General features: G+C 39.5%; 16 protein-coding genes, 1 tRNA gene and 1 pseudogene. 14 read left to right on the top strand and 4 right to left on the bottom strand.

Features of this window, described 5'->3' with window-relative positions; genetic code table 11:
- Positions 1-69 precede the first annotated feature (69 nt).
- The 10 genes from HDE70_RS21360 to HDE70_RS21315 all read left to right on the top strand — a co-directional run bounded on the left by HDE70_RS21360 (position 70) and on the right by HDE70_RS21315 (position 16,466).
- Positions 70-3,054 carry a SusC/RagA family TonB-linked outer membrane protein gene (locus tag HDE70_RS21360; protein ID WP_183891771.1) on the top strand — a complete coding sequence of 995 codons (2,985 nt, stop codon included), beginning with the start codon at positions 70-72 and terminating at the stop codon, positions 3,052-3,054.
- Between the two features lie 32 nt (positions 3,055-3,086).
- Entirely contained in the window at positions 3,087-4,667 is a 1,581-nt protein-coding gene (locus HDE70_RS21355) for a RagB/SusD family nutrient uptake outer membrane protein (RefSeq protein WP_183865961.1), read from the top strand.
- Between the two features lie 19 nt (positions 4,668-4,686).
- A complete protein-coding gene (locus tag HDE70_RS21350; protein WP_183891770.1) occupies positions 4,687-5,724 on the top strand; it encodes a SusE domain-containing protein in 1,038 nt (345 codons plus the stop codon).
- An 82-nt stretch (positions 5,725-5,806) separates the two neighbouring features.
- On the top strand, positions 5,807-7,660 hold the full coding sequence (locus HDE70_RS21345) for a glycoside hydrolase family 13 protein (RefSeq protein WP_183891769.1): 1,854 nt from the start codon (positions 5,807-5,809) through the stop codon (positions 7,658-7,660).
- Position 7,661: 1 nt separating this feature from the next.
- Positions 7,662-8,342: a beta-phosphoglucomutase gene (pgmB, locus tag HDE70_RS21340; protein WP_111633961.1), complete on the top strand. Its 681-nt coding sequence runs from the start codon at positions 7,662-7,664 to the stop codon at positions 8,340-8,342.
- Between the two features lie 2 nt (positions 8,343-8,344).
- Positions 8,345-10,666 carry a glycoside hydrolase family 65 protein gene (locus tag HDE70_RS21335; RefSeq protein ID WP_183891768.1) on the top strand — a complete coding sequence of 774 codons (2,322 nt, stop codon included), beginning with the start codon at positions 8,345-8,347 and terminating at the stop codon, positions 10,664-10,666.
- A complete protein-coding gene (locus tag HDE70_RS21330) occupies positions 10,663-12,420 on the top strand; it encodes an alpha-amylase family protein (protein WP_183891767.1) in 1,758 nt (585 codons plus the stop codon). The genes HDE70_RS21335 and HDE70_RS21330 overlap by 4 nt, the downstream gene beginning before the upstream one ends.
- Before the next feature lie 34 nt (positions 12,421-12,454).
- A complete protein-coding gene (locus HDE70_RS21325; RefSeq protein ID WP_221270560.1) occupies positions 12,455-13,804 on the top strand; it encodes an MFS transporter in 1,350 nt (449 codons plus the stop codon).
- 70 nt (positions 13,805-13,874) lie between these two features.
- Positions 13,875-15,422: a S10 family peptidase gene (locus HDE70_RS21320; RefSeq protein ID WP_221302116.1), complete on the top strand. Its 1,548-nt coding sequence runs from the start codon at positions 13,875-13,877 to the stop codon at positions 15,420-15,422.
- 81 nt (positions 15,423-15,503) lie between these two features.
- On the top strand, positions 15,504-16,466 hold the full coding sequence (locus tag HDE70_RS21315; RefSeq protein ID WP_183865955.1) for an acetyl-CoA carboxylase carboxyltransferase subunit alpha: 963 nt from the start codon (positions 15,504-15,506) through the stop codon (positions 16,464-16,466).
- A 71-nt stretch (positions 16,467-16,537) separates the two neighbouring features.
- On the opposite strand, the pseudogene HDE70_RS21310 reads toward HDE70_RS21315, so the two are convergent.
- Both HDE70_RS21310 and HDE70_RS21305 read right to left on the bottom strand, forming a co-directional pair.
- Positions 16,538-17,440, bottom strand: a pseudogene (locus HDE70_RS21310) (Rpn family recombination-promoting nuclease/putative transposase).
- A 162-nt stretch (positions 17,441-17,602) separates the two neighbouring features.
- Positions 17,603-20,671: a protein O-mannosyl-transferase family gene (locus HDE70_RS21305; protein ID WP_183865953.1), complete on the bottom strand. Its 3,069-nt coding sequence runs from the start codon at positions 20,669-20,671 to the stop codon at positions 17,603-17,605.
- A 231-nt stretch (positions 20,672-20,902) separates the two neighbouring features.
- Between HDE70_RS21305 and HDE70_RS21300 the strand changes: the two genes are divergently transcribed.
- The 4 genes from HDE70_RS21300 (at position 20,903) to pth (ending at position 23,285) form a co-directional block, all read left to right on the top strand.
- Positions 20,903-20,973 (top strand) — tRNA-Gln (locus tag HDE70_RS21300).
- 73 nt (positions 20,974-21,046) lie between these two features.
- Positions 21,047-21,988, top strand: a complete 942-nt coding sequence (locus tag HDE70_RS21295; protein ID WP_068403583.1) for a ribose-phosphate pyrophosphokinase — start codon at positions 21,047-21,049, stop codon at positions 21,986-21,988.
- A gap of 33 nt (positions 21,989-22,021) precedes the next feature.
- The gene (locus tag HDE70_RS21290) at positions 22,022-22,600 is read left to right on the top strand and encodes a 50S ribosomal protein L25/general stress protein Ctc (protein WP_068403580.1); all 579 of its coding nucleotides are present in this window, start codon (positions 22,022-22,024) and stop codon (positions 22,598-22,600) included.
- A gap of 124 nt (positions 22,601-22,724) precedes the next feature.
- The gene (pth, locus tag HDE70_RS21285) at positions 22,725-23,285 is read left to right on the top strand and encodes an aminoacyl-tRNA hydrolase (RefSeq protein WP_183865952.1); all 561 of its coding nucleotides are present in this window, start codon (positions 22,725-22,727) and stop codon (positions 23,283-23,285) included.
- A 10-nt stretch (positions 23,286-23,295) separates the two neighbouring features.
- Here the strand turns inward: pth and HDE70_RS21280 are convergent, their stop codons facing one another.
- A complete protein-coding gene (locus HDE70_RS21280) occupies positions 23,296-24,897 on the bottom strand; it encodes a response regulator (protein ID WP_183865951.1) in 1,602 nt (533 codons plus the stop codon).
- Positions 24,898-24,928: 31 nt separating this feature from the next.
- Entirely contained in the window at positions 24,929-25,765 is an 837-nt protein-coding gene (locus HDE70_RS21275; RefSeq protein WP_183865950.1) for a CheR family methyltransferase, read from the bottom strand.
- Position 25,766 lies beyond the last annotated feature (1 nt).

The following is a 25,766-nucleotide window of genomic DNA, read 5'->3' as shown; positions in this document are numbered from 1 at the left end:
GTAAATTTACGATGTGTGTGATACACAGTCTATATTATCCAAATATATAACCTAAATAAGTTATTAAATATGAAAGTATTTTACGTGATGAGGTACTGTTTGCTATTGGTTTTAACTATATCAGCATTGGCAGTACAAGCACAAACCGGTGCAATAACTGGTAAAATTATTGATGAAACCGGTCTTGGACTTCCGGGAGCTTCGGTACTGGTTAAAGGCCAGGGCAGAAGCGCTAGTACGGATGCCAATGGTAACTTCAAAATCGTTGGTGTACCTAATGGTCCGGTTACCTTAACGGCAAGCTATATTGGCTACAGCTCTCTTGATCTTAACGTTACAGTAAAGGGAAATACAGTAGCAAATTTCTCGCTGAAGCCAGATGCACAGAACTTAAATGAAGTAGTCGTAATCGGTTATGGTACTTCACAGAAAAAAGACCTGACGGGATCAATTACTACAGTAAGCTCCAAAGACTTCCAGGCAGGTAACATTACTTCTCCTGAGCAGTTAATTGCAGGTAAAGTTGCTGGTGTATCTATTGTATCCAATGGAGGACAGCCAGGATCAGGAAGTGTGATCCGTATTCGTGGCGGCGCTTCTCTGACTGCAAGTAATGATCCTTTGATCGTTATTGACGGTGTTCCTTTTGGAAACAATCTGACCGTTGGTGCGGTAAGTGGTAATGTGATAGCAGGTGTTAGTAATCCTTTAAGCTTAATTAACCCAAATGACATTGAAACTTTTACCGTATTGAAGGATGCGAACGCAACTGCAATTTACGGATCAAGAGCTTCAAACGGAGTTATTCTGATCACCACTAAAAAAGGTAAATCTGGTGAACTTTCAATTGATTTCAGTACTGTGAACTCTTATGCAACTGTGGCAAAAAAGGTCAGCGTATTAAGTGCGGATCAGATTCGTGATTATGTAAACGCGAATGGTACTGCTGCTCAGAAAGCATTGTTGGGAACAGCTAATACAGACTGGCAGAATGTAATTTATAACAATGCATTCACAACAGATAATAATTTAAGTATTTCCGGAAGCTTTAAAAAAGTCCCTTACAGGATTTCTGGTGGTTACCTTGATCAGAAAGGTTTATTACGTACCGATCGTATGACAAGGGCTACTGCCGGAATTACATTAAATCCTACTTTCTTTGATAATCATCTGAAAGTTGATTTAAACTTAAAAGGATCGTTAAGTGAAACACGTTTTGCAAATACAGATGCGGTATCTAATGCAATTTCGTTTGACCCTACACAACCAGTATATGCAAACAATGCGTATGGTGGCTATTATGAATGGATCGGTTCTACTGGACAATTGAATCCTAATGCACCTAAAAATCCACTGGGATTAATTGAAGAAAAACAGAATAATGGTAAAGCGGACAGAAGTTTTGGTAATTTAAGACTGGACTATTCTTTTCATTTCTTACCTGAATTGCATTTCAACGTAAATGGTGGATACGATGTTTCTAAAGGGTACGGAACGGTAAGGGTCCCTGCCTATGCTGCACAAAGTAATGCAACTTTAGGAACAGCTACACAATATGAGGCTGTTCAACATAACAAAGTAGCTGAAGCTTTCTTTAGTTATGTTAAAGATTTGAAAGACATCAGAAGTAATATTAATGCAACTGCGGGATATGGCTTCTACGAGAATTCTACTACGACCTATAATTTTACTGACTATAACGCAGTTGGGAATGTACAAAAAGTACCTGTATTTCCTTTTGACAGACAGCAAAATCGATTATTATCATATTATGGACGTTTAGTATACACTTTTGATGATAAGTATATTTTGTCAGGAACAATGCGTGCGGATGGGTCTTCGAAATTTAGTGAAGCAGGAAGATGGGGATATTTTCCATCAGCAGGATTTACCTGGAGAGCAATTGATGAGTCATTCCTGAAAGACAGTAAAGTGTTTTCTGATTTGAAACTTCGTTTAAGTTACGGGGTGACTGGTCAGCAGGATGGTTTTGGTAATTATACTTATCTGCCTAATTACTATACCAGTGTAAATGAAGCGCAGTACCAGATAGGAAACCAGTTTTACCATATGTTCACGCCGATACAATATGATAAAGACCTGAAATGGGAAACGTCTACGACTTATAACGCTGGGATTGATTATGGATTATTTGGCGGAAGAGTTTATGGTAGTGTAGACGTGTACTACAAAAAGACTAAGGATTTATTAAGTCTGGTGCCTATTGCGGTTGGAACGAACTTTAGCAATCAATTGGTAACTAATGTAGGTAACATGGAAAATAAAGGTATTGAAGCTAGTATCAACGTTGGTATTATTAAAACGGATGATGTGAAGTGGGATATGGGCTTTAACTTTACTTACAATAAAAATAAAGTAACCAATTTAAGCTTAAATCCGGATCCTAACTTTAAGGTGGGTGCCGGAGATATTACAGGCGCAACTGGTACTACGCTGAAATGGAATGCTGCTAATTACAATCCTGGTTCTTTCTTTGTTTATAAGCAGGTTTACAATGCGCAGGGAAAACCTATTGAAGGCGTGTATGCTGACCTGAACAATGATGGTATCGTGAATGATCAGGATAGGTACTTTGACAAATCTCCTGTACCTAAATTTATTTTAGGCTTCACAACTTCATTCAGTTATAAAAAATTAACATTGAGTACAGTGTTACGTGGTAATATCGGTAACTATATCTATGATAATGTTTCTTCTAATCTTGGTGTGAATAGGAATGTGTTGAGCCCTAGTGGATTAATTAATAATGCAAGCAGCACATTTTTCGATACGAACTTTACAAATAACCAATACCTGAGTGATTATTATATTCACAATGCTTCTTTCCTGAAAATGGATAATGCTGGTCTTGCTTATAATTTTGGCCGCTTGTCACCAAATTCTAAAGCAAATCTGCGTATTACCGCAAACGTTCAGAATGTATTTATAATCTCTAAGTATAAAGGGATTGATCCGGAGAGCACTACTGGTATAGATTATAATTTATATCCAAGACCAAGAACGTATAGTTTAGGTCTTAACGTAGGGTTTTAAGCACATAACAGATAAAATAAAATTTCATACTCATGAAAAATCTATTTAAAATATTTGCGGCAACTGCCGTATTACTGGCTACCTTTTCGTCTTGTAAAAAAGACCTGAACTTAAAGCCAACTAATGATATCATCTCGGATGTAGCTTATTCTACTCCGGATGGGTACAAACAGGTTCTGGCTAAGATCTACGGAAGTTTTGCGACCACTGGTGGTGGCGGTTCAGGAAGCAGTGACCTTGGTGGTATTGACGCTGGTGCCTCAGATTTTATTCGTTTATACTGGAATGCCCAGGAACTAACTTCCGATGAGGGAATTTGTGTTTGGAATGATCCTGGAGTTTATGACTTAAATTTTCAGACTTACACTTCAGATAATGTGATCCTTCGTGGTTTATATACAAGAAGTTTATACCAGATCACTGTAATCAATGAGTTTTTACGTGAAAGTACACCTGATAAACTGGCTTCCCGTAATATCACTGGCGCAGATGCCACGAATATTACAGCTTACAGAGCAGAAGCAAGATTTTTACGTGCTTACCAATACTGGGTATTAATGGATCTTTATGGTAATCCTCCATTTATTACAGAAGCAAATGAGATTGGTAAAGTTGCCCCTCAGCAAATCAAACGTGCAGATTTATTTAAATATGTGGAAAGTGAATTGTTAGCGATAGAATCTGAGTTACCAGCTACTAGTGACTATGGAAGAGTAACAAAAGGAGCGGACCAGATATTATTGTCCCGCGTTTATCTGAATGCTTCAGTTTATACAGGAACAGCTAAAAATACAGAGGCTGCTGCTTATGCGAGTAAAGTAATCGGAGCTGGATATTCATTAAATCCTGTATACAAAAATCTATTTCTTGCTGATAATAATCTGAATAATCCTGAAGTGATCTTGTCTATCAACTATGATGGTTTGCTGACTCAGAATTTTGGAGGGACAACTTTCCTGACCAATGCTTCTATCAATGGTGATATGAACCCTGCGAATTTTGGTGTTCCAAGTGGTGGCTGGGGTGGTATTCGTACGCGCTCAACGTTACCTGCTATATTTGGTATTACTGGTGCTTTTACTACTAATCCGGATTCCAGAGCGATGTTTTTTGGTGATAAAGTTGCGAATGATGACGTGGGTGTGTTTACTGATGGTTTACGTGCTATAAAGTTCAGAAACGTGAACAAGGCAAATGTTACTGCGCCTTCAAACAACGGGACTTTCTGTTCTATAGATTTTCCTTTATTCCGTTTACCTGAAGCTTACCTGAATTATGCTGAAGCTGTTTTACGTGGTGGTAGTGGTTCATTGAGCCAGGCTGTTACTTACGTTAACCTTTTACGTCACCGTGCTTATGGTAATGATTCAGGAAACGTATCCTCATTGACTTTGGATAATATCTTAGCTGAAAGAGCTAAAGAGTTTTTCTGGGAAGGTTACAGACGTACAGATCTGGTACGTTTTGGCAAATTTACTGATGCTTCTTATCTATGGCCTTATAAAGGGGGTGTTAAAGCTGGACGTGGTACAGAATCAACACGTAGTATTTTCCCATTGCCATCGGCAGATTTAATCTCCAATCCTAATCTGACTCAAAATCCTGGTTATTAATTTAAAATCTATTATAGAGATGAAATCATTATTTATCAAAAGCATGGTCTATAGTTTGTTCCTGCTTTTATTTGTGTCATGTAAAAAGGATGAAACTAAAGTGGTGGCCAGTACTGGTACTGCACCAGTTTTAACGTCTTCACAAAATAACCTGGTCTTGACGGTGGCCAATTCTGCGCAACCAGCGACGGTATTGAACTGGACTGCCTCTTCATTTGGTTACAATGCGGGTGTATCTTACACCGTGCAGCTGGATAGTGCAGGAAAGAATTTCGCAAAACCAGTAGAGATTGCTTTAGCGCAGGTTCTGACTAAAACATTTACTGTTGTAGAATTGAATACTATATTAGTTCAAATGGGTTTTAAGCCTGATGTGGCCGGTAAACTTGAAATCCGGATTAAAGCGAGTATTGGTGATGCTTATGCACCTGCTTATTCTGGTATTACTCCGGTTGTGGTTACGCCATACCAGGTTATCAAGTTAACCCCGGTATTATACGTGATCGGTGCTTATTCCAACTGGTCGGGTGCAACAGCAGTAACGATCGCTTCTGTTAAAGACGATCAGCAATATGAAGGCTATATCAATCTGCCAGATGCCAGCAATGAGTTTAAATTTACTTCTGCTCCTGATTTTAACCACATCAATTATGGTACTTTAAGCCCTGGTACGTTTATCGCAGGGTCAGGTGATAATCTTAAAGTTGCAGGTGCTGGTTATTATTTACTGAAAGCGGATACTAAAGGATTAACCTGGACAGCTACCAAAACGGTTTGGGCAGTTATTGGCGATGCAACCGGATCATGGGACAATGAAACCCCGATGACTTACGATGCAGCAAATAAAGTCTGGACGGTAACCAAAGTTTTATCGGCCGGTGAACTTAAGTTCAGGGCCAATGGTAACTATACGATTAATTTCGGTGATAACAAGCCTGCCGATGGCCATTTAAAATATGGAGGTGATAACATTCCTGTAGCTGCTGCGGGTAATTATAAGATCACTCTGAACTTGAGTGTGCCGGGTAGTTATACGTACACAATTATTAAACAATAAAAATACCGGAATGCCCTGATGATGATTCAGGGCATTTCATTCGTTAATCCCGTTTTACAAATTCGATCCTCAACTCTTAAAAATGAAGAAACTATTAATTGTACTATTTGTTCTGTTTACTGCAAATGCATGGGCACAGGTAAAACTGGACCATGTAGAACCAATGTTCTGGTGGGCAGGAATGAAAAACCCAAAGCTCCAGCTCTTGGTTCATGGCAAAAATATAACTGACTATAAAGTACAGTTGAATTATCCCGGGGTAAAATTAATAGAAGTGCATCAGGTAGAGAACCCGAATTATCTGTTTATTGATCTGGAGATTACTGCGGAAGCTAAGGCAGGTAAATTTCCAATCTCTTTTATGGATAAAGGAAAGAAAGTATCGGAGTATAGTTATGAACTGAAAAACAGAGATCAGTCTGCTTCAAGAATTCAGGGGGTCACCAATAAAGACTTTATTTATTTGCTGATGCCTGACCGCTTCTCCAATGGAGATCCATCAAATGACGTAGTTAAAGGGCTCGCAGAAACCAAGATGAACCGTGATTCTATGTACTACCGTCATGGAGGAGATATCCAGGGGGTGATCAATCACCTGGATTATTTAAAAGCAACAGGAGTGACCACGATCTGGATGACACCAGAAATAGAAAATGATATGGCCTCAGCGTCTTATCATGGTTATGCCGTAACTGATCATTATAAAATTGATCCGCGTTACGGAACAAATGCCTTGTATAAAACTTATGTGGACAAGGTACATGCTAAAGGCATGAAAGTTATTAAAGATATTGTGCATAATCATATTGGAACAGGACACTGGATCTTTAAAGATATGCCAATGAAAGACTGGGTGAATCAATGGCCGGCTTATACACAAACGAGCTACCGCGATGAACCGGTCATGGATCCGCATGCTTCAGCAGCAGATAGAAAAAAACAACTGGACGGCTGGTTTGTACCCAGTATGCCTGATTTGAATGAAAGAAACCCTTATGTACAGAATTACCTTACTCAAAACCATATCTGGTGGATAGAGTATGCTGGAATTGATGGGTTAAGGCTGGATACTTATGCTTATAATGATCCGGAATATATGGCTGACTGGGCTTTAAAATTGAAAGCTGAATTTCCTTCTTTATCTATTTTCGGCGAGACTCTGGTAAATTCAGTAGCCTCACAAGCTTATTTCACGCAAGGAAATACAGTGAACAGAGGTTTTGATACGCATTTACCGGGTGTAACTGATAATATGATGAAAAGTGCTGTTTATGAAGCTTTAAATAGCAAAAATGGCTGGACAGATGGTATCTTCAGATTATATAATGTGATTTCACAAGATTTCCTGTATCAGGATCCAACGCGCAACGTTATCTATTGGGATAACCATGATATGAGCCGTTTTTATTCGATGATCCAGGAAGATATGAACAAGTATAAATCGGGTATGGCGGTTTTATTGACGATGCGCGGTATTCCTCAACTGTATTATGGAACAGAAATTCTGATGAAGAATTTTTCTGATCCTGATGGTTTGGTCCGTTCAGATTTCCCGGGTGGATGGAAAGGGGATACCAAAGATAAGTTTACGGCTGCCGGACGTACGCCACAAGAAAATGAAGCCTGGAATTATGTAAGTAAACTGGCTGTTTACCGTACGAAGAGTGAAGCACTGCAAACTGGAAAAATGATGCAATTTGTTCCTGAAGATGGTCTGTATGTTTATTTCAGGTATATTACTGAAGGAAAGCAAGGTAAAGACGTGATGGTGATCTTAAATAGTGAAGATAAAGCCAAAATACTGGATACTTCAAGGTTTGCAGAAAGAATGAAAAATACAAGCTCGGCGATCAACGTGATCAGCGGAGAGAAAATAAATACGGTGAAGAACATCAGTGTCCCTGCTAAAACAACACTGGTACTAGAATTGAATTAATATGAAAGATACAACTATAGCGTGCATTTTTGATTTGGATGGCGTATTGGTAGATACGGCTGTTTATCATTATCAGGCATGGAAAAAACTGGCTAACTCATTGGGTTTTGATTTTACTGAGGCGCAAAATGAACAGCTGAAAGGCGTAAACAGAATGCGTTCTCTGGATATGATTTTAAACTGGGGAGGAGTAACCAAAACTACTGCTGAGAAAGAAGAACTGGCGACTTTGAAAAATAGCTGGTATGTTGCAATGATCAGTAAGATGTCTGTTTCGGAGGTCTTGCCAGGCTCATTAGACTTGTTAAAAGCATTAAAGGCGCAGGGTATTAAAATCGCATTGGGGTCGGCAAGTAAAAATTCAGGCTTAATCCTGGAAAGAACGGAGCTGGCACATTTCTTTGATGCTATTGTAGATGGCAATGCCGTAACCACTTCAAAACCTGATCCTGAAGTTTTCATTAAAGGAGCGGAATTATTGAATGCAGCAGCAGCTGATTGTATCGTTTTTGAAGATGCAGCAGCAGGTGTGCAGGCAGCAATCGCAGCGAAAATGGCTGTAATAGGTATTGGAACGGAAGAGAATTTGCCGGGTGCCGACGAGTTCCATAAAGACCTTTCAACGGTTACCGTTGAAGAACTGATTAATCTGGTTAAAGAAAAGCATAGCGTAAAAGGGTAAACATGAAGAATTACATACAAGCAGAAGAGTGGAATATCATAGAGAGTGGTTTTGATCCTCATTTGAATAAGATATCGGAAAGTATATTTAGCCTTGGTAATGGCCGCATGGGGCAGCGCGCAAATTTTGAAGAAACTTACAGTGGCGATTCTTTACAAGGGAATTACGTTGCAGGCGTTTATTATCCGGATAAAACCCGCGTTGGCTGGTGGAAAAACGGATATCCTGAATATTTTGCCAAAGTACTGAATGCAGCAGACTGGATGGGGTTAGCGTTGAAGCTGGATGGAGAAGTTTTAGATTTAAGCTTATGTAAAGTAACGGCATTCCAGAGAGTGCTGAATATGAAAGAAGGTTATCTGGAACGTACATTCACTGCTGAACTGGCTTCAGGAAAACAAGTGCAGGTAAAAGCTAAGCGGTTCTTTAGTATCGCTAATGATGAGCTGGCAGCTTTACACTATCAATTAACACCTCTTAATTTTTCGGGGAAACTGGATTTGATATCTTTTATAGATGGAGATGTGAAAAACCAGGATTCTAATTACGAAGAGAAATTTTGGGATGAGGTAAGCCGCGCACAAGACGAAAGCGGATCTTATTTGACACTGCGTACTAAAAAAACAGCTTTTGATGTAATCACAGGCGTTAAAACTGTAGTGCTAAAAAATAGTAAAACGGTTAATCTTGCTATAGATGAGCAATCCCGTGAAAAATATCTTTCAGAAAGCGGATCAGTAGAGCTAAGCTTAAACGAAGGAATTGATATTTATAAAATAGCAACTAACCTGTCGTCACAAAATTATGCGACTGCTGATTTATTAGCGCAGGCTAAAGCAGTAGTTGAGGCTGGGGTAGTGAAAGGCTTTGACGAATTGTTAAAGGAACAAGCTGCTGCATGGGCAACAAAATGGCAGGAAGGTGATATTATTATCGAAGGGGATGTGGCTGCACAGCAAGCAATCCGTTTCAATATCTTCCAGCTAAATCAGACTTATACAGGAAAAGATGCGAGGTTAAATATTGGCCCGAAAGGCTTTACTGGTGAAAAATACGGAGGCTCGACTTATTGGGATACAGAAGCTTATTGTATTCCTTTCTACTTATCGACCGCGCCACAGGAGGTTTCTAAAAATCTGCTGGTTTATCGTTATAAACATTTGGAGAAAGCGATTGAGAATGCAGAGAAGTTAGGCTTTAATAAAGGAGCTGCTTTGTATCCGATGGTGACTATGAATGGTGAGGAGTGTCACAACGAGTGGGAAATTACTTTCGAAGAGATCCATAGGAACGGAGCAATTGCTTTTGCAATTTTCAACTATATCAGGTACACAGGTGATGCTTCTTATTTGAAAGAATATGGTCTGGAAGTGCTGATCGGTATAGCCCGTTTCTGGAAACAAAGGGTAAACTGGAGTGCAGATAAAAAGCAATATGTGATGTTGGGTGTAACCGGGCCTAATGAGTATGAAAACAATATCAATAACAACTGGTATACAAATACATTAGCTGGCTGGTGTTTAAAATATGCTATGGAGGCTGCTGAAATCGTGAAGGAAAAAGATCCGGAGCAATACCAGCGCATTGTGGCTAAGACATCCTTAGCAGAAGAGAAAGAATTTGCGGACTGGAAGGAAATTTCGGCAAACATTTATCTTCCCTATGATGAAGAACAGGGGGTATTCCTTCAGCAGGACGGATATCTGGACAAAGAACAGATTCTGGTGAAAGATCTTCCGGCATCAGAGCGTCCGTTAAATCAGAAATGGAGCTGGGACAGAATTTTGCGTTCATGTTATATTAAGCAGGCAGATGTTTTACAGGGGATGTATTTCTTTGAAGATGACTATGACCTGGAATCGTTAAGAAGGAATTTTGATTTTTATGAGTCGCGTACCGTTCATGAAAGTTCTTTGTCGCCTTGTGTCCATAGTATTTTAGCAGCGAAACTGAATGATGGAGACAGAGCATATGAGTTTTACTTGCGTACCTCACGTTTAGACCTGGATGATTATAACAATGATACGGAAGACGGTCTGCACATTACTTCTATGGCAGGAACATGGATGAGTATTGTAGAAGGTTTTGGCGGAATGCGCGTGAAAAACGATACGCTTTGCTTTAACCCTTTCCTTCCTGAACAATGGACTTCATTCGCATTTACAATTGGTTTCCGCGGAAATCAGTTCAATGTGAAAGTCACTAAAGACGAAATCATTATCAATACGACCTGCAAGGAGTTGCTGCACATCAATATATTTAATAAGTTACAACCTGTTCAGGCAGGTGAAACCGTAATTAACTACAGAGGACTATTGGTATGAAAAGCCATTACCGGACTTTAACTGTAGTTGTTTTATTGTTTTCAGGATTTATAAATAGAAGTATGGCGCAACAGCAGGAAAAAATAATGATCTATCAGCTTTTGCCAAGGTTATTTGGCAATAAGCAGCAAAGTAATGTTCCTTATGGAACTATTGAGCAAAATGGCAGTGGTAAGTTTAATGACATCACTGCACAGGCATTGGATGGAATTAAGGAACTCGGGACTACTTATGTTTGGTATACCGGGGTAATTTCCCATGCTACGTTAACGGATTACAGTCAGGCTGGATTACCTGCAAATAATGCAAGGGTAGTTAAAGGCAGGGCTGGTTCCCCTTATGCGGTCAGAGATTATTATGATGTAGATCCTGATTTATCCGTAGATGTTAACCACAGGATGGCTGAATTTGAGGCACTCATTAAAAGGACCCATGAAAAAGGGCTTAAAGTAATTATTGACTTTGTGCCTAACCATGTTGCCCGTCAGTATCAGTCAAAAATGAAGCCTGCCGGAGTTAAAGATTTTGGGGAAGGTGATGATGTGCATGTGGCTTTCAGCCCGGCTAATGATTATTATTATGTACCCGGACAGGATTTTGTTGTTCCGGCTCCTAAATCTGCTCAGCAAATGCCTCTTTCTGTTTTGCAGCAAGCACATTATGCAGAATCACCTGCAAAAGCTACAGGAAATAATGTTTTTTCAGCAAGCCCTTCGGTTGATGATTGGTATGAAACGATCAAATTGAACTATGGCGTAGATCAGCAGAACGGGGCAAAGCAATATTTTACACCAACGCCTGCGGTCTGGACTAAGATGAGAGATATCCTGGTTTTCTGGACAGCAAAAGGTGTAGATGGTTTCCGTTGTGATATGGCAGAAATGGTTCCGCTTGCTTTTTGGAACTGGGTAATCCCAGAAGTGAAAAAAGTAAAGCCTGAACTTGTTTTTATTGGAGAAGCTTACGATCCTGCTACTTACAAATCATTCCTGACTACAGGTAAATTTGATTATTTATATGATAAGGTTGGTTTGTATGACGGGTTAAAAAAACTGATCAGAAGTGAAGACCAGGCAGATGTGAATGACATTAGAAAAGTATGGCAGCAGGAAAGTGCTGGCTTTAGAGATCAAATGCTGCGTTTCCTGGAAAACCATGATGAGGAGCGGATTGCTTCTGCTGGTTTTGCCGGACAGGCGGAATTAGCACTGCCTGCGATGGTCGTTTCAGCTACTTTATCTGGTGGGCCTGTCATGACGTATTTTGGTCAGGAAGTGGGTGAACCCGGAAGAGGGGCAGAAGGCTTTGGCGGAGAAGATAACCGGACTACTATTTTTGATTACTGGGGAATTCCGGAACATCAGAAGTGGATGAATGACGGTGCTTTTGATGGTGCAAAATTAGGTGATCAGCAAAAGGAGCTTCGTAATTATTATAAAAGACTGCTTCAGTTTTCAGGTAAATCTGAGGCTGTTGCGAAAGGCCAGTTGTGGGAAATCCCGGTTGGTGGTAATATGAATAAAAGAATGTATGGTTATGTGCGTTATACAGCAAATCAGCGTTTACTGATCCTGGTAAATTTTGACCGTCATTACAGAATGGAAAGCCAGGTGCAGATTCCGGCAGAGATTTTACAAAACCGTCCTTTGACCACTGCCACAGATCAATTATCGGACTTGAAATTAACTGATCTTAAAGATAACACAATACCGATCTGGGTATTACCAATGCAAGCACAAATAATAGCATTCTAAACAATCTCTCAACCTTCAAACCAAATAGATCCTTATGGAACAAAATAAAGCCGTTGCCTCCAAACCAAGATTATCTAATACACAGATATTTAATATGAGTGTTGGATTTTTCGGGATACAGTTTGGTTTCGCCCTGCAAAATGGAAATGCTTCCAGAATCCTGCAAACTTTTGGTGCAGATGTGGAGCATCTTTCACTTTTCTGGCTGGCAGCACCTTTAACCGGGATGATTGTACAACCAATCATCGGCTATTATAGTGATAAGACCTGGAATCGTTTTGGCAGAAGAAGACCTTATTTCCTGATCGGAGCTATTCTAACAGCTATCGCATTAATCCTGATGCCTAATTCGGGGGCGATGGCCAGTTTCCTTCCGCCTATTATCATCGGGGCAGGAATGCTGATGATTATGGATGCTTCTATCAATGTCGCAATGGAACCTTTCAGGGCATTGGTTGCTGATAAATTACCAGAGAGTCAAAGAAGCTTTGGATTCTCTATGCAAACCTTTTTAATCGGGGCAGGGGCTATCTCTGGTTCGTGGCTGCCTTATATCTTTTCTGAATATCTGGGTGCTTCGAAAGTTGCAGCAGCAGGACAGGTTCCTCACAATGTGATTTACTCTTTTTATGCTGGAGCCGCGATTTTAATACTGACGATCCTGTGGACAGTTTTGACTACTAAAGAATATCCGCCAGAAGAAATGGCTTTATACCATGCTGCGGAGCCGGAGATAGAGGAGCAAAAGGGATTACTATCTATCCTGACAGATTTTTCTAATATGCCGTTAACGATGAAACAGCTTGGACTCGTTCAGTTTTTCTCCTGGTTTGCTTTATTCTCGATGTGGGTATTTACAACGCCTGCTATCGCACAACATATTTATAAGGTGCTTCCCGGAGATACATCTTCGGTGAAATTCGCGGATGCAGGAAACTGGGTTGGTATTCTTTTTGGAGTTTACAATGGGGTTTCTGCTATTTATGCTTTAATTCTGCCGGCAATTGCCAGGGCAACAAGCCGTAAAATGGCACATGCTTTTTCTTTACTGGCAGGAGGGGCAGGTCTGCTTTCTATTTATTTCATCACCAATCCGGATCATCTGATTTATTCTATGATTGGAATTGGTTTGGCCTGGGGAAGTATACTTTCGATGCCTTATGCGATTTTGTCGAGTGCAATACCACCACGCAAAATGGGTGTTTACATGGGGATATTTAATTTCTTTATTACCATGCCGCAAATTGTCAACGGTATTTTCGGCGGATTGATTGTGAAGCAGTTTTACAATGGGGAGGCTATTTATGCGATTGTAATCGCAGGAATATTCATGATTCTGGGTGCGATCTCAGTTTTATATATCCGCGGGAGTAAAGAGAAGTAACTTTTTTAAGTTATTACCAATTATTCTGATCTTATTTTGATATTTAAGGGACCTAAACCATCCCTTTAAAATGAAACTATTTTACACGTTAATCCTGGCTGGATGGTGTGTTTGTCAGACGGCAAATGCGCAAAAAATGCAGCCTGTCAAATCAATTCCTGAGACTAAGAAGAGTGATACTTCAATCAACACTGAAGTCAATTCCCGAAAAATTGTAACCGAAAGTACGGTAGTTACCCAACACCAGGTGACTATTAAGGGTCAGCGCATCCCTTATAAAGCTGTAACTGGTACTTTGCCGGTTTGGGATGAAACAGGCAAAGCTATTGCAGGTCTGTTTTATACTTATTATGAGCGGTCTGATGTCAAAGACCGGACTAACAGGCCGCTGGTTATCTCCTTTAATGGTGGCCCGGGTTCCGCGTCGGTATGGATGCATATTGCTTATACAGGCCCTGTATTGTTAAACATTGATGACGAAGGCTATCCTGTTCAGCCTTATGGCTACAAAGAAAATAAGTCTTCGATCCTGGATGTTGCCGACATTGTTTATATCGATCCGGTGAATACTGGATATTCCAGAGCAATTAATAAAGATATACCGGGCAGTAAATTCTTTGGGGTAAACGCAGATATTAAATACCTTGCTGAATGGATCAATACCTTTGTCACCCGAAACAACCGCTGGGGGTCTCCTAAGTTTCTGATCGGGGAGAGTTACGGCACCACCCGGGTTTCGGGACTGGCACTGGAACTTCAAAATTCACAATGGATGTACTTGAATGGGGTAGTACTGGTTTCACCAACTACTTTAGGGATAGAAAGAGGAGATGCACTATCTGCTGCTTTACGTTTACCTTATTTCGCTGCTACGGCCTGGTATCATAAAGCCTTAAAATCAGATTTACAAGCAAAAACCTTAAGTACCTTATTACCGGAAGTGGAGCAGTTTACGATGAATGAACTGATTCCGGCCCTGGCGAAAGGAAGTCAGCTTGGAGAGGAACAGAAAAAACTGATGGCTGCGAAGATGGCTGCTTTTTCGGGCCTGAGTGAAAAAACGATTCTCCAGCATAACCTGGATGTCCCACCAGGTTTCTTTTGGAAGGAACTACTCCGTGATCAGGGTTTTACGATAGGCCGTCTGGATTCCAGATATCGTGGAATGGATAAGCAGGATGCTGGAGAAGATCCCGATTATAATGCAGAACTAAGTTCCTGGTTGCATTCTTTTACTCCTGCAATCAATATGTATATCCGCAACGAGCTCAACTATAAAACTGATTTAAAGTATAATATGTTTGGCTCAGTTTATCCCTGGGATAATACAGGAAATCGTACAGCAGAGAATTTGCGGGATGCAATGGCACAAAATCCTTCGCTGCATTTAATGGTACAGTCTGGTTATTTTGATGGGGCATGTGATTATTTTAATGCAAAATATAATATGTGGCAAATGGATCCGGGAGGTAAATTGAAAGACAGAATGAGTTGGAAAGGTTATGAAAGCGGCCATATGATGTATTTAAGAAGCGCTGATCTGGAAAAAGGAAATAACGATCTGAGGGATTTTATCAGTAAATCTTTACCTAAAGCCGGAGTAGCTTCAAAATTTTAGACTCTTTGTAAGAGCCTGTTTAAATTTAGATGATAAATTTAAACAGACTCAAAATAAAATACCTATTTTTACCGCCCACTTATGGAACAGATAAAAACGTCATTTGATTTTGAAAAACCTATTGCTGAACTGATGCAGCAAATTGAAAAGGTTAAACAGGTTGCTGATAAAACAAAAGTAGATATGTCTGCTACACTGATTGAGCTTGAAGATAAGCTGTCTAAAACGCAGAACGCACTTTATGCAAGTCTTACAGGCTGGCAGGAAGTACAATTATCACGTCATCCGGAAAGGCCTCAAACGCTGGATTACATCGGAATGATCTGTGATGATTTTATCGAATTGCACGGTGACCGTACAGTAAAGGATGATAAAGCGATTATTGGTGGTTTTGCTACTATAGGTGGCGAAACAGTCATGGTTATCGGTCATCAGAAAGGTAAAAATACTAAAGAACGTCAGTACCGCAATTTCGGAATGGCAAATCCTGAGGGGTACCGTAAAGCATTAAGGTTAATGCGCCTTGCAGAGAAATTCAATAAGCCAGTTATTTCTTTCATTGATACGATGGGTGCTTACCCGGGTATTGAGGCCGAAGAACGTGGACAGGGAGAAGCTATTGCCAGAAACCTGATGGAAATGTCTGTATTGAAAGTGCCTATCATCTGTTTGATTATTGGTGAAGGTGCATCTGGTGGTGCATTGGGTATCGGTATCGGTGATAAAGTATACATGCTGGAGCATACCTGGTATTCGGTAATTTCTCCGGAATCATGTTCCTCAATTTTGTGGCGCAGCTGGGATTTCAAAGAGAAAGCAGCAGAATGCCTGAAGCTGACTTCAAAAGATATGTTAAAAAACAAACTGATCGACGGTGTGATTCAAGAACCGCTGGGAGGTGCACATCAGGATCCGGCAGCTATGGGCGAAACGATTAAAGTTCAGATCCTGAAAGATATCAAAGCATTAGGAAAAGAAAAAACTGAAAAGATGATCGCTAACAGAATTGATAAGTTCTGTGCAATGGGCGTAGTCGTAGAGTAAAGTCAATCCTCCTGTTTAAAGGAAAGGAAAAGGCTCAGCTACTTAATCAAATGGCTGAGCCTTTTTTGTGGTTAAAGACTTTCTATTTCCTCAATTGAAAGTGCAGTAAACCTGGCAATTTTAATAAGCTCAAAATTATCTTCTTTCATTTTCCTTGCAATGACCAGCGCAGTTTCATGTTTTCCCTGCTCCATTCCCCGCTCTATCCCTTCTTCTTTTCCCTTTTCTATTCCTTCTCTCATTCCTCTGCGTTCGGCAGATTTAAGCCGGCTATAATCGTCTTCTTCCCGTTGTAAAATCGAGTCGTATACAAATTGTTGTTCTGGTGATAGTTTCTTCATTTCGGCGATATTAAATATTTTTTCAAAAACCCGTTTATCCAGATATTTAGGAATCTGATCCAGGCTGTGCATGTGTTTAAGCAGATAAACCCATTTGTCCAGCTCAGTTTCCAGTTCATCTTCTTTCTTTCCAAATTTAGGCAGTTCCAAAAACTTAAATCCCAGTCCATTGTGGAATATTTTACCTGTACCGGTATTGACCAGGGAAATGCTTTGCAAATAATGGTCACTCAGACAATTCTTCATGTTAAAATCAAGGATCGCAATCAGGAAAACTTCTTTCATCTTAACTTCCCAGTGACGATTACTCTTTAGCTTTTGCTGGTGAATTAGCCGGCTCAGTTAAAAAATACAACGGTCCTCGAAATTATCATGATCTGCCCGCTGCATTTCTACAATGAACTGCTCTCCATTGTCACCAGTGCACAGCAAATCGAAACTGACCTTTTTATGTTCCCTTTCATCCCCGGCAATTTCAGTTGGGTTGTAGATAATATCGGTAATGTGTTTTTCCCCTTCAAACAAGGCGTTTAAAAAAGCAATCATGATCTCTTTGTTAGGTTCACTGCCAAAAAGATGTTTGAATCCAAAATCTGATAATGGATCAATGTATTTATTTGTACTTGCTGACATAATTCTTAATGATTTAGGGCAAGTTAACTGTGTTTTGTTTTTAAAAGGTAATAAATATCTCTATTGTTAATAAATAGTTTAATTAAGTAATCTTAGCCCGAATAAAAAAGGGTTGTACCACTATTATGATACAACCCTTTTTTTATTGATAAGCTATTGCTATTATTCTTCCGGAGCTTGTGGCGCAGGTGCTTGTTGTTCTTCCTGAGCTTGCTGTGCAAAGTAAACTGAGAACCTTGACTCAAGGCCCTGGAACTGCTGTGCAAGTTTCTGAGAAAGCTTCGTTTGCTTTTTCTCTGCCGTAGTTTTAACCATCTGGTTAAGGAACTGCAAACCTAACTGAACATTCTGTCCGCCAACGAACCTGTTTTTGCTTTTGGATACATCTGCCAGATAAGTCAGTTCTTTCTGGATATAATCAGCAGATTTTTCAATCAGCATATTTGCCTTGTTCGTATCCCCCAAAGTGTACAGGTTTTCTGCAAGGAAATAAACACCCATCATAGAACGCATACCGTAGAAACGCTCAGGCATTACTTCGAAATAACGGGCAACTACTTTTTTCGCATCAGCGATTTTTCCTTCTTTAATCAATCCGGAAATTGTAGTGTTGAACACATTATTGAAGATGGAGATATCATCCGATGATTGCGGATCAAGGTAGCTCGCATTTTTAACATTACCCCATTTGAATTTGGTGTACATGTTATGGTAAAGGATATCAGTATTCACTAAATCCCCTCTGCTTGATGCTGAATCCGTTTTAAGCGGTAATAAGCGCATCGCAAGACCTTCTGTATATAAGTAGTTGTCTAAACCGTTAAATTGGTCTGAAGGAACTGTACTTGCAAAATAGATAGGTCTTTTCCAGTTGTTATGTACCAGGATGTCCAGCATAGCCAGTGTACCTTTAGTGACATAACTCTTATTGAATTTCCATTCCATCACAGGGGTGATTTTTGAAGCATCCGATGCTTTAACCGTTCCTGTTTTAATTACATCTTCAGGGTTGATGGTCAGCTTGAAATTTTTAGTCGGGATGAAATTTTCTTTAGTTCCGTTTTGCAATGGAATCTTATCATCATCATCATCTGATAACAAGACATCAAGAATATTTTTCAATTCTACTGAACCTGCAAGTTTATAATCCTGATAGTACATTACATCTCTGACGCCTTGTACATACTGAGAAGGTTTCATACTGATCGGAAGCGGAGCAGATTCATTTTGCTTACGTTTCATACCGTCAATATACCAGTCTGTATCAAATAAACTCAGGTTAACCAGTCTTACATCCGGTCTCACATTTTCAACTTCCTGGATATACCAAAGCGGATAAGTATCATTATCACCGTAAGTAAACAGGATTGCATTTGGTGCACATGATTCCAGATAATCCACTGCAATATCGTGTGCAACCATTTTCTCTGAACGGTTATGTGCTTTCCACCCTTGCGCACCCATAATTACCGGGCCTGCAAATAAAGAAATCGTTGTCGCTGCAATAGCCCCGTTTTTCGGTGTAAATTTACTGAATACCCATTCCCTTAAGGCGAGTACCCCAAAACCGACCCAGATGGCAAAGGCATAGAAAGATCCTGCATAAGCATAATCACGCTCTCTTGGCTCTAATGGTTTCTGGTTCAGATATAATACAATGGCAAGACCTGTAAAGAAAAATAACAGACCAACAATACCAGCATCTTTTTCATTGCGTTTGAAGTGCCATACTGCACCTAATAAGCCTAAGATCAATGGAAGGAAGAAAAAGCGGGTATAAGCACTGCTTTCTACAATAGAAGGAGGCAGGTGGCTCTGGTCACCCAGCATCATCGCATCAATAGGTTTAATACCACTTAAAAATTGTCCCTGGTAAATACCGGCACCCTGGTCATCATTCTGACGACCAACAAAGTTCCACATGAAATAACGCATGTACATATTACCGATCTGGTATTTAAACAAGTAAGAAACGTTGTCGAAAATACCAGCGAAATGTGAATCGTCAAAGCCCATTAAGCTTTTATATTCCTGTACGTGCCTTGGATCATCACTGTACATCCTCGGGAAAGGGGTTGTTCTGTCATACTCGTAGTCAGTCTTTTTACCAGCAACTTCGTATTTAGTGTCTCCTTTTCTGTAAATGTTTTTACCTTCTTTCAAGCTAACCTTTTCAGAGTTATAGTTAGGACCAAATAACAATGGTCTGTCTCCATATTGCTCTCTGTTTAAATAACTTAAAAATGAGAAGGCATTGTCAGGGTTACTATTGTTCAGGTTAGGGCTGGCTTTAGCTCTGATAATAATCATTGCGAAAGAACAGTAACCGAAAATAATCAGTGCTGTGGAAAGTAAAGCAAGGTTTAAGAACTTGTTGCGGTGTTTAATGGAATACATAATTCCCCAGGTCAGCGCGCCGATTAAAATGGCAGCGAAAAAAACCACACCTGTTCCAAATCCCATTCCTAAAGTGTTGACGAAGAATAAATCGAAGTAAGCACCGAAAGAAACCACATACTGGATGATACCATATTGAACAAAGGCAAGGATCAGTACCCCTACAATAAAGGTTTTGATGATACCGAAGTTTGTTGGTTTTGGCGTTTTCTTAAAATAATATACAAAAGCTATCGCCGGGATAGTCAATAAGTTCAATAAGTGAATACCGATGGATAAACCCATGATATAGGCAATAAATAGTAACCACCTGTCTGCACGGGGCTCATCAGCATGTGCTTCCCATTTCAGGATACCCCAGAATACAATTGCTGTAAACAGAGAAGAAAGCGCATAAACTTCCGATTCTACTGCGGAGAACCAGAAACTGTCTGAGAAAGTATAAGCCATTGCACCTACAACTCCTGCACCCATTACGGTGATCAGGTTTCCGATAGTCAGGTCTGCTTCAGTTTTAATGACCATCTTTTTAGCCAGGGCAGTAATTGTCCAGAATAAAAATAAGATCGTAGCCGCACTTGCAAGGGCAGAACCCACATTCATGAAATAAGCTATTTTATGAATATCGCCAAATGCAAAGATCGAGAAGAAGCGTTGAATCATTAAGAACAAAGGCGCACCTGGTTGGTGAACAACCTGCATTTTAAGTGCAGAGGCTATAAACTCTCCACAGTCCCAGAAACTTACAGAAGGTTCTAAGGTGAGTATATAGGTGAGGGCCGCCAGGATAAAGCACATCCATCCTGTAAGGTTATTAATTTTAGTATAATTCATTTCTTTCTTAAATATAAAATTTGGCTTTTAAAAATGCAGCCGAAAATAATCAAATAGATTGATAATAGTACATATATACAACTACATTAACAAATTTTAATGTGTTAAGGGTGTTTAAAGGCTGTTTTCAAAAATATTTTATTTTTTTTTACGGAAGATTTGCATTTATCAAAAAGGTACGTATATTTGCATTCCCAAACGAAACAACTCATGGTTATTTCTACGGAAGATTGCCCGATAGTATAAAGGTAGTACAACGGTTTTTGGTACCGTTTGTCTAGGTTCGAATCCTGGTCGGGCAACTAAACAATATATCGGATTGTGAGTAATCACAATCCGATTTTTTCGTAACCCAGCATTGATACCCGTCTAATCATGCCCTTGCAATTTAATCCCGTTAAACTTTTCGCCGGAACCGGTACAAAAGCATTAGCACACAAAATTGCCGAAAGTTACGGCAAACCACTCGGTAATGTAACCTTAAGCAGGTTTAGCGATGGTGAGTTTCAGCCTTCTTATGATGAAACAGTAAGAGGATGTGATGTATTCCTGATCCAATCTACCTACCAGCCTTCTGATAATTTAATGGAACTTTTGTTGATGATTGATGCCGCAAAGAGAGCTTCTGCGCATTATATCACAGCTGTTGTTCCTTATTACGGTTTGGCCAGACAGGATAGAAAAGATAAACCAAGAGTTGCCATAGGGGCAAAGTTAGTAGCTAATTTGTTGAAATCTGCTGGTATCCACCGTATTATGACGATGGACCTGCACGCAGCACAGATACAAGGCTTCTTTGATATTCCTGTAGATCACTTAGATGGTTCAGTAATCTTCGTTCCTTATATCAAAAGTTTAGGACTGGAAAATCTGACTATTGCTTCTCCGGATATGGGTGGATCATACAGAGCACGTACTTTTGCGAAATTCTTTAATGCGGAGGTTGTGATTTGTGATAAACGCCGTAAACGTGCCAATGAAATTGAGTCTATGTCGATTATTGGAGATGTAACGGGAATGGATATTGTTTTAATTGACGATATTTGTGATACAGCAGGGACATTGGCTAAAGCTGCGGCTTTAATCATGGAAAAAGGTGCAAAAAGTGTAAGAGCAGTTTGTACACACCCGGTATTATCTGGTAAAGCTTATGAGACAGTAGAAAACTCTATGCTTACCGAATTGATTGTAACGGATACTATTCCTTTAAAACAGGAAAGTCCAAAAATAAGAGTACTGAGTACAGCAAGTTTATTTGCAAAGGCAATTGCCAATGTAAATGAGCATGGATCAATCAGTGATCTGTTTAGAGTTTAATATTAGAAACAAACAAATAAATAAATATATATAATGAAAATAATCGCAATTAGCGGTTCTCCAAGAGAGAACGTAGGGAAACGCGATGCTAAAGAGCTTCGCTATGAAGGTAAAGTTCCTGCAGTATTGTATGGTGGTAAAGAACAAGCACATTTTGCTGTAGTTATTACAGAATTAAAAGATGCTATTTACACTCCTGAAGCAAACTTTTTAGAAATTGATATCAATGGTACAAAAACCAAAGCAATCATAAAAGAGTTACAATTTCACCCATTAACAGACGTATTATTACACGTAGATTTTCTTCAGTTATTTGATGACAAAGAAATCGTTATGGAAATTCCTGTAAGATTAGAAGGAACTTCTCCAGGTGTTAAAATGGGTGGTAAATTAGTTCAGAAATTACGTAAACTTCGTGTTAAATCTTTCCCGAAAGATATGCCACAGGTTGTTGACGTTAGCATTGCTAAATTAGAAGTAGGTAATTTATTCCGTGTACGTGACCTTGCAAAAGCAGCATACACTATTACTAACACTCCAGAAGATACAATCGTTTCTGTTGGTATGTCAAGAGCTCTTAAACAAGCTGAACAACAAGCAGGTAAAAAATAAGCTGAACTATAGCTTAACAGAGAGCAGCACTGAATTTTCAGTGCTGCTTTTTTTGTGCCTTAAATCCCCGTCAGTAGCAGGTTTCATAGAAACTGTTATCTTTGCGGGAAAGAAACAGTGATACATGAAATATTTGATAGTTGGCCTGGGAAATATAGGAGCGGAGTACGTAGGTACCAGACATAATATAGGATTTGAAATTGCAGATGAACTGGTTAAACAGCTTGGAGGTTCCTTTTCTAATATACGGTTAGCCTATTATTCAGAAGTATCCTGGAAGGGCAGAAAACTGCATGTAATCAAACCTACTACTTACATGAATTTAAGTGGGAGAGCAGTCAACTACTGGATGCAGGAATTAAATATCCCACTGGAAAATGTGCTGGTTATTGTAGATGATATTGCACTGCCGTTAGGCAAGCTGAGACTTAAATTAAAAGGAAGCAGTGCGGGACATAACGGACTGAAAAGTATAGAGGCCAGTTGCGGAAGCCAGGATTATCCAAGGTTACGTTTTGGCGTAAGTGATAACTTTGCCAAAGGCAGACAAGCTGATTACGTACTGGATGGATTTGATAAAGATGAATTGCCGGAATTGCCTGCGCTGGTTGAAAAAAGTGTAGCACTGATCCAGAGTTTTGTAACTGTCGGACCAGCGCATACGATGACTGCTTTTAATAAATAATTAAAAGCGTTTAAAGCATTAATGCCTTTTTATCTACAAAGTGGGTGATCTTTTCATGTAACAAGCGGAGTTCAAAAGGTTTGCTTATTACATCATTTGCACCCGCATCAATGGCTGCCTTTTTATCATTTTCCATAACTGCTGCGGAGAAAGTAATAATAGGGATATCTTTTTTACCCGGTATGTAATCAGTTCTGATTAGTTTAGTAGCCTCCAGCCCGCTCATCACCGGCATAAAGGTATCCATCAGAATCAGATCATAATTGTTATCTCTGAGTTTATCCAGTGCTTCCTGTCCATTTTCAGCGAAATCAGTAATCACGTCCCAGTCTTTCATAATTTTAACGATCAGGAATTTATTGATCGGGTTATCTTCAGCAACCAGGATCCTTACATTGGTAAAAGGTAAAAGTTTATCCAGCTGTTTCTCTTTTGGCTCCGGCAGGTCCTGCAAGACTTCATACCAGTTGACAAAACAGAAAGTACTTCCCTGTCCTTCACAACTATCAACAGTCAATACGCCACCTTTCAGCCGGGCCAGGTTCTTAACAATAGAAAGACCTAAACCTGTACCTCCAAAGTTCATCGTTGTACTTTCATCTGCCTGTTCAAAGGTTTCGAAGATCTTCTCAATTTTATCCGTAGGGATGCCAATTCCTGTATCAGTAACGGAAAATCTGATTTGCAGGTTATTTCCTTTGCGGTCCATTATTTCTACTTTCAGCGTTACACTGCCTTTGTTGGTAAATTTGATCGCATTGCCAATCAGGTTCATCAGAATCTGGTTGAGCCTTAAAGAATCGGCGGATACATTTTTAGGCAGATCCGGATCGAAGGACGTAATCAGTTCCAGATCTTTTTCTTTCGCCCTTATACTTAAGAGATTGATCACCGCATGGCAAACTTCTGACAGGTCGGTTGCAGTCCGGTTGATCTTGAACATTCCGGCATCAATCTTTGATAAATCAAGAATATCATTAATGACACCCAATAATGAATTGGAAGAGATTTGCAGCAGTGAAATCATTTCGTTCTGCTCAGGAGTAAGTGTTGTTTTCTCCAGCAAATTAGCCAGACCAATAATACCATTGATAGGTGTACGGATTTCATGACTCATATTGGCCAGGAAATTCTCTTTTATTTTCTTTCCCTGCTCAGCAAGTTCTTTGGCTTTAATCAGCTCTTTTTGATAAGCTTCAAGTTCTTTATTCTTTTTAACAATATCCCTTTGTGTTCTTACAAATTGTAAAAAGGAATCTACTTTTGCAGAGGTCACGTAAGGATTTAACGGTTTATACAGGTAATCAACTGCTCCGGCATTCAACCCTTTTACTGCATATTTGGCATCCGTTGAAATAGCTGTAACAAAAATGACAAGGATATCTTTTGTTCTGGGATTACTTTTCAGGATTTCTACCAGCTCAAAACCATCCATCTCAGGCATCTGTACATCCACTAAAGCAATAGCAATGTCCATTTCCCAGGCAAGCCTTAAGGCTTCGTTAGGCAGGGTGGTGGAAATCAGATTTACATCATCTCTTTCCAACAAGGCTTCCAATGCTATTATGTTCTCTGGTCTGTCATCAACAATAAGAATATTAATCTTTTCCATAATTTTTAAGGGAGTATCTTTCTGAAAAGACTTATGCTATTTTTTGGTAAATGTTATTTTTTTTATCCACGACCTTAAAACGGCCAATTTCTGAACTTCTTAATGTTTCTTTGGAGCCTAAACAAAGAAAGCCAAAGTTAGCCAAACTATTGTAAAAAAGGTCAATCACCTTTTTTTGAAGAGTAGTATTGAAGTAAATCAGCACATTGCGGCATGATATCAGCTGAAATTCATTAAAGACCCCGTCGGAAGCCAGATTATGTGCTGAAAATAACATATTCTTTTTCAAAGAATGATTAATTGATGCTGCCCCGTAACGTGCCGTATAATAATCTGCAAGGGTATGTAACGCACCGGTTTTCTGATAGTTCTCTGAATAATGCTTCATCTTCTGCAAGTCGTATATCCCATTTTTAGCAAACTCTAAAACATCAGCATTGATGTCAGTTCCGTAGAAAAAACTCCGTTCATAGAGATGCTGTTCAGCAAACAGAATCGCAAATGAATAAAGTTCTTCTCCCGTTGAACAACCCGCATTCCATACTTTTATCCTTTGATAAGATCTCAGATAGGGAATGACATGTTCAGCAACAGATTTATAAAAAACCGGATCTCTGAACATTTCGGTTACGTTCACCGTAACTTCAATCAGAAAATATTCAAAGTAGTCATGGTCATTAGTCAATAAGGTACGTAATTCAAACAAACTTAGTTGTTGTAACTGCATAATTCTTGTCACTCTTCGTTTGAGTGAGGCGGCAGAGTAATCACTAAAGTCAAATCCATGAATATTGTAGATGAAACTAGTGAGGCTTTCCAGCTCTTCATAGCTAATTACATCTTCCGGGTTTTCTTCTGACGCACTCATC

It is taken from the genome of Pedobacter cryoconitis, from assembly GCF_014200595.1.
GTDB classification, from domain to species: domain Bacteria; phylum Bacteroidota; class Bacteroidia; order Sphingobacteriales; family Sphingobacteriaceae; genus Pedobacter; species Pedobacter cryoconitis_C.
The sequence above is the reverse complement of the archived record's forward strand: the minus strand, read 5'-3'. Positions and strand labels throughout refer to the sequence as shown.